The sequence below is a fragment of the Streptomyces sp. NPDC093546 genome, from assembly GCF_044765045.1.
Classification (GTDB): Bacteria; Actinomycetota; Actinomycetes; order Streptomycetales; family Streptomycetaceae; genus Streptomyces.
Genome location: NZ_JBIWJG010000005.1, coordinates 154,657 through 160,656, shown reverse-complemented (window position 1 = coordinate 160,656; position 6,000 = coordinate 154,657). Strand labels below are relative to the sequence as shown.

The 6,000-nt window shown below is 72.1% G+C and carries 6 protein-coding genes; 3 read left to right on the top strand and 3 right to left on the bottom strand.

Features of this window, described 5'->3' with window-relative positions; translation table 11 throughout:
- Positions 1-126 precede the first annotated feature (126 nt).
- Positions 127-1,692 (bottom strand): beta-N-acetylhexosaminidase, encoded by a 1,566-nt coding sequence (locus ACIRNI_RS13385; protein ID WP_403551603.1) that lies wholly within the window; start codon positions 1,690-1,692, stop codon positions 127-129.
- Between the two features lie 148 nt (positions 1,693-1,840).
- On the opposite strand from ACIRNI_RS13385, the gene ACIRNI_RS13380 reads away from it, so the two are divergent.
- The 3 genes from ACIRNI_RS13380 (at position 1,841) to glmS (ending at position 4,549) form a co-directional block, all read left to right on the top strand.
- Positions 1,841-2,314 carry a DUF4429 domain-containing protein gene (locus ACIRNI_RS13380; RefSeq protein ID WP_403551117.1) on the top strand — a complete coding sequence of 158 codons (474 nt, stop codon included), beginning with the start codon at positions 1,841-1,843 and terminating at the stop codon, positions 2,312-2,314.
- A 97-nt stretch (positions 2,315-2,411) separates the two neighbouring features.
- Positions 2,412-2,687 (top strand): hypothetical protein, encoded by a 276-nt coding sequence (locus tag ACIRNI_RS13375; protein ID WP_355353671.1) that lies wholly within the window; start codon positions 2,412-2,414, stop codon positions 2,685-2,687.
- Positions 2,688-2,731: 44 nt separating this feature from the next.
- Positions 2,732-4,549: a glutamine--fructose-6-phosphate transaminase (isomerizing) gene (gene glmS, locus ACIRNI_RS13370; RefSeq protein ID WP_355353668.1), complete on the top strand. Its 1,818-nt coding sequence runs from the start codon at positions 2,732-2,734 to the stop codon at positions 4,547-4,549.
- Between the two features lie 107 nt (positions 4,550-4,656).
- On the opposite strand, the gene ACIRNI_RS13365 is transcribed toward glmS, so the two are convergent.
- Positions 4,657-5,226, bottom strand: a complete 570-nt coding sequence (locus tag ACIRNI_RS13365; RefSeq protein WP_403551114.1) for a GPR1/FUN34/YaaH family transporter — start codon at positions 5,224-5,226, stop codon at positions 4,657-4,659.
- 200 nt (positions 5,227-5,426) lie between these two features.
- Complete coding sequence (locus tag ACIRNI_RS13360) at positions 5,427-5,948, bottom strand: universal stress protein (RefSeq protein ID WP_355353662.1); 522 nt, start codon at positions 5,946-5,948, stop codon at positions 5,427-5,429.
- Positions 5,949-6,000: the final 52 nt, after the last annotated feature.

Genomic DNA, 6,000 nt, shown 5'->3' with positions numbered 1-6,000 from the left:
CCCCGCCGCCTCTTTGCCGCACATCCCCCACCCCCCCGCGGGGCCCCCCCGCCACCCCCCCCCCCCCCCCCCGGGGGGGGGCGCGGGGGGGGGCCCCCCCCCCCCCCCCCCCCCCCGGCTCCTTTCCTACCGCGTCCGCCACTCCACCTGCGGCGACCGGTGGAAGTCGACGCCCAGCGCCTCCAGCCGCGGCCCCTGCCCCGCCAGCCGCTGCCGGTACGTCTCCCAGTCGTGCGAGGCGGCGGGCGACCAGCCCAGCTCCGCCGCGCCCAGCACGCGCGGGAACGCCATCTGGTCGATGTGCGCGCTCGACGCGATGGTCTCCGTCCACAGCGGCGCCTCGACACCCGCCACCGCGCCCTGCGGGACCCCCGGCAGGTAGGTGCCCGGGTCCCAGTCGTAGGAGCGCCGCACCTCGACGTACCCGGCCCAGGACTGGCCCAGCGGGGTCTCCTTGGTGTACTTCATGTCGAGGTAGATCCGGTCGGCGGGCGACAGGACGATCCCGGTCCCGTTCCGCGCGGCGGCCGCCACCCGTGCCTTCTCGGCGTCGCTCGTCCGGTCCAGGCCCCAGTACTGCGCGAGCGCGCCCTTCGCCGGGACGGCGCCGGTCAGCTGGTGCCAGCCGACGACGGTTTTGCCGTACTTCCCCACGATCGCCTGCGTCCGGTCCATGAAGGCGACGTAGTCGGCGTGGCCGGTGGAGTGGGCCTCGTCGCCGCCGATGTGGACGTAGCGGCCCGGGGTGAGCGCGGCGAGCTCGCGGATCACGTCGTCCACGAAGTCGTACGTGACCTCCTTGCCGACGCAGAGGCTGCTGAAGCCGACGGCCGTGCCCGTGTAGAGGGGCGGGGCGACGCCGTCGCAGTTCAGCTCGGCGTACGAGGCGAGGGCGGCGTTGGTGTGGCCCGGCATGTCGATCTCGGGGACGACCTCCAGGTGGCGGGAGGCGGCGTACGCGACGATCTCCCGGTACTGCGCCTTGGTGTAGTGGCCGCCGGGCCCGCCGCCGACCTGCGTGGAGCCGCCGTAGACCGCGAGGCGCGGCCAGGAGTCGACGGCGATGCGCCAGCCCTGGTCGTCGGAGAGGTGCAGGTGCAGCTTGTTGATCTTGTAGAGGGCGAGCTGGTCGATGTAGCGCTTGACCTGCTCCACCGTGAAGAAGTGCCGGGAGACGTCGAGCATGGCGCCCCGGTACGCGTACCGGGGCGTGTCCACGATCGTGCCGCCCGCGACCGTCCAGGGCCCCGGCTGCCGGGTGTCCCGCTCCACGGCCGCCGGGAGTTGCTGGCGGAGCGTCTGCACGCCGTGGAAGAGCCCGGCGGGCGTGCGGGCGGTGAGGACGACGCCCTGGCGCCCGGACTCCATCCGGTAGCCCTCCTCCCCCAGCGCCTGCTCGCCCCGGCTCAGCCGCAGCCGGATGCCGTCGCGCCCCTCGCCGTCGTCGTCGGTGACGGGCAGCGCGTACCCGGTGGACGGCCGCAGCACCTCCGCGAGGTACGCGGCGACGCGCAGCGCCTCGGGCGAGGCGTCGTCCGCGTGGACGCGGGTGCGGGCCGTGAGGGTGTACGGGCCGCCCGAGGGGCGTACGGAGGCGGGTACGGGCACGAGGTCGCCGAGCGGCCGCGCGGCGGGCGCGGCGGAGGCGGCGCCGCCGGGCGCGGCGCCTGTCCCGGCGGCTCCGGCGGCCATGACGAGCAGCAGCGAGCCGAGGAGCCGCAGGCGGGGGAGGGAGCGGGAAGAGGTCCTGTGGTGTCTCACGAGCTGGTCCCTTCGACGGGGGTCGCAACCGTGGAGCCGGGCCACCGCACGGGGCGTGCCCAATGCCAGAGTCGACCGCATGGCGGAAATCATCCAGAAGGACGGCACCTGGAGTTTCGACGGGGACGTCATCCGAAGAGTGCCGGGGAGCGACAAGAGCGTGGGGCTGCTGCGCCGGACGCTCGGCGAGATCACCGTCCCGCTGAGGGCGTTGGCGGGGATCTCGTACGAGCCCGGGAAGAAGGCCGGGCGGCTGCGGCTGCGCCTGCGGGACGGCGCCTGCCCTCTGCTGCTGTGGGGCTTCCGCAAGGACCCGCTGATGGCGCTGGTCGGGGCCGCCGTCGTGGCCCGCCTGCCGCACCCGAACGCGGCCCGGGCCGTCGAGCCGCCGGAGGACCGGGTGCCCGCTGTCGCGCCCGCGCCCGCACCGGCGCCGGCCGACCATGACGTGCTGCTGCGCCGGCTGCGCGAGCTCGGGGAACTCCACCAGGCGGGGATCCTGACGGACGAGGAGTTCGCCACGGCCAAGCAGGTGGTACTGCGCCAGCTCTAGGGTTCCGGATCCGCCGATCACCGTCGATCATGAAGCTCCTGCCCGATATCGGGCAGGAATCTTGCGAAGGCACCCTCTTAACCCTCAGTATCTACGGGTGCTCGAACGCCGCCCGTCGCATGACGACCTCATCGACCACTTGGTCCGCAGCACCGCCCTCCAGCGCGGTGAGGCCGCCCGGGTGGTGCTCGACGTGCTGGCGTACTTCGACGAGACGACCGAGGAGTTCGTCCGCCGCCGCCACCGCGAACTGCAGTCCGGCGGCGAAGTGAACTCCGCGATCTTCGAGCGCATCGCGGCCGAGCTGCCGCACCGCGCCGTGGCGCCGCCGGAGCTCTCGCTGCGGCAGCTGCGCCGCATCGTCTACGGCTGATCCAGAGCCGGGCACACCCGCAATCACTCGGAGGGGCAAACTTTATGTGCGGAATTGTCGGTTATATCGGTAAGCGCGATGTGGCTCCGCTGCTGCTGGAGGGCCTGGCGCGGCTGGAGTACCGGGGGTATGACTCCGCGGGCATGGTCATCACCAGCCCGAAGACCCCCGGCCTGAAGATGGTCAAGGCCAAGGGCCGGGTCCGCGACCTGGAGGCCCGCGTCCCCAAGCGCTTCACCGGCACCACCGGCATCGCCCACACCCGCTGGGCCACGCACGGCGCCCCGAGCGACATCAACTCGCACCCGCACATGGACCCCGAGAACAAGGTCGCGGTCGTCCACAACGGCATCGTCGACAACGCCGCCGAGCTGCGCGCCAAGCTCGAGGCCGACGGCGTGGTCTTCGCCTCCGAGACCGACACCGAGGTCCTCACCCACCTGATCGCCCGCTCCCAGGCCGACACGCTGGAGGAGAAGGTCCGCGAGGCGCTCAAGGTCGTCGAGGGCACGTACGGCATCGCCGTCATGCACGCCGACTTCAACGACCGCATCGTCGTCGCCCGCAACGGCTCCCCGGTCGTCCTCGGCATCGGCGAGAAGGAGATGCTCGTCGCCTCCGACATCGCCGCGCTGATCGCCCACACCCGCCAGATCGTCACCCTGGACGACGGCGAGATGGCCACCCTGAAGGCCGACGAATTCCGCACGTACACCACCTCGGGCACGCTGACCACCGCCACCCCCGAGACCGTGGAGTGGGAGGCCGCCTCGTACGACATGGGCGGCCACGACACGTACATGCACAAGGAGATCTCGGAGCAGGCCGACGCGGTGGACCGCGTCCTGCGCGGCCGCATCGACGACAAGTTCTCCACCGTCCACCTGGGCGGCCTGAACCTCGACGCCCGCGAGGCCCGCGGCATCCGCCGCGTGAAGATCCTCGGCTGCGGCACCTCGTACCACGCGGGCATGATCGGCGCCTCGCTGATCGAGGGCCTGGCCCGCATCCCGGCCGACTCCGAGCCGGCCTCCGAGTTCCGCTACCGCAACCCGGTCGTCGACCCCGACACCCTGTACATCGCCGTCTCCCAGTCCGGTGAGACGTACGACGTGCTCGCCGCGGTCCAGGAGCTCAAGCGCAAGGGCGCCCGCGTCCTGGGCGTCGTCAACGTCGTGGGCTCCGCGATCGCCCGCGAGGCCGACGGCGGCGTGTACGTGCACGCCGGCCCGGAGGTCTGCGTGGTCTCCACCAAGTGCTTCACCAACACGGTCGTCGCCTTCGCGCTGCTCGCCCTGCACCTGGGCCGCATCCGCGACCTGTCGGTCGCCGACGGCAAGCGGATCATCGAGGGCCTGCGCAAGCTGCCCGAGCAGATCCAGGAGATCCTCACCCTCGAGGACGACATCAAGAAGCTGGCCGCCGACTACGCGAACGCCAAGTCGATGATGTTCATCGGCCGCGTCCGGGGCTACCCGGTCGCCCTGGAGGCCTCCCTGAAGCTCAAGGAGATCTCCTACATCCACGCCGAGGCCTACCCGGCCTCCGAGCTCAAGCACGGCCCGCTGGCGCTCATCGAGCCCGCGATGCCGACGGTCGCGATCGTCCCGAACGACTCGCTGCTGGAGAAGAACCGCGCCGCGATGGAGGAGATCAAAGCCCGCAGCGGCAAGATCCTCGCCGTGGCGCACGCCGAGCAGGAGAAGGCCGACCACACGATCGTCGTCCCGAAGAACGAGGACGAGCTGGACCCGATCCTCATGGGCATCCCGCTCCAGCTCTTCGCGTACCACACGGCCCTGGCCCTGGGCCGGGACATCGACAAGCCGCGCAACCTCGCGAAGTCCGTCACCGTGGAGTAAGTCCGACCCCGGACAGCGGGCGACCCCCGGCGCGTGCCACCAACGCGCCGGGGGTCGCCCTTTTCGTACGGCCGGTGCCGCCCTCGCACACCGGCCTCGTGGCCGCCTCAGCCGGTGGCCGTCACACCCCGGCCCGCGGCGCGTCCTTGGAGCGTGGGCCACTTGGCGACCGTCGCCGTCGCGCCGTACCAGGCCGCCAGGCCCGCCAGCGCGGCGGCCCAGCCGCCGGCCTTGGTCAGGACGCCCGTCTCCGCGAAGGCGCCGACGCCGGACGAGAGCAGCGACAGGAACAGCAGACCGTACACGCCCTGCCCCATCAGGCCGGTGCCCCTCGCCGACGCGGTCAGCGTGAGCGCCAGGAGCGACCACACCAGCAGGAACAGGCCCGAGGCCTCGGCCGAGGCCCCGCCGCCGACGGCGGTGCCCCAGGTGAACCAGAAGGCGCCGAGCCCGGCGAAGGCGGTGCCCTCGCCGCCGTTGCCCGCGCGCAGCGCCAGCAGGCCGGTCGTGAACAGGGCGACTCCACCGACCCAGGTGGCGAGCGCGGCGGTGTCGGCCGCCGCGACGTGGTCGATCACCCCGGTGTTGCCGAGGCCGAAGGCCAACAGGGTCAGTCCGAGCGCGAGATGGCCGAGAGTGGAGGTGGTGGTGCTCCCCGCAGAGACGTCGTTGTCCACGGCGGGCTCCCTTCGTGTATGTGCCGAGCACTGGATCCCGGCCATCTGGATATACCCTTCACAAGCGCACAATCCACCTGTGAGTGCGGCTGAATTCCACCGGTACGGAAGGAAGTTGACGGAGCCTCACCAGCGATAACGCCGGGGCAACGGCCGGATCACGGCCCGGCCACGAGGGCCTGCGCCAGGATGGGGGCGGTTTACGGGATGACGACAACCGGCCGCTGCGCGCGCCGCGCCAGCCGCCCGGCCACCGAGCCGAAGATCCGCCCGACGATGCCGTGCGTCGAGCCGACCACGATCGCGTCGGCGGAGTACTCCCGGCCGACCTCCTCCAGCTCGTGACAGATGTCACCGCCGCGCTCGACCAGGATCCACGGCACCTCGGCGAGGTAGTCGGCGCACGCCAGCTCCAGGCCGAGCACCTCGGTGCGGTGGTCCGGTACGTCGACGAAGACCGGCGGCTCGCAGCCCGCCCAGACGGTGGTGGGCAGCCGGTTGGCCACGTGCACGATGATCAGGCCGGAGCCGGACCGTCGGGCCATGCCGATGGCGTACGCCAGGGCGCGCTCGCTGGAGGTCGAGCCGTCGAAGCCGACGACGACGCCGTGGAGGAAGGCGGGGTCGCAGGCGTGGCGCGTCTGGTCCACCGCGAGGGGGTCGACCGTGGAGTCGGCGACCTGCCTGCGGTCCGCTGGTTCAGGGAATTCGTGACCGGCCATCGGAGTCTCGGCGAAGACAGTCCTCGTGAGAAGGGACGGGGGAACAACGGTT

Excerpts from the sequence above, each read along its gene's own strand:
- ACIRNI_RS13385 (WP_403551603.1), bottom strand. The coding sequence starts at position 1,692 with ATGGCCGCCGGAGCCGCCGGGACAGGCGCCGCGCCCGGCGGCGCCGCC.
- ACIRNI_RS13360 (WP_355353662.1), bottom strand. The coding sequence starts at position 5,948 with ATGGCCGGTCACGAATTCCCTGAACCAGCGGACCGCAGGCAGGTCGCC.
- glmS (WP_355353668.1), top strand. The coding sequence starts at position 2,732 with ATGTGCGGAATTGTCGGTTATATCGGTAAGCGCGATGTGGCTCCGCTG.
- ACIRNI_RS13380 (WP_403551117.1), top strand. The coding sequence starts at position 1,841 with ATGGCGGAAATCATCCAGAAGGACGGCACCTGGAGTTTCGACGGGGAC.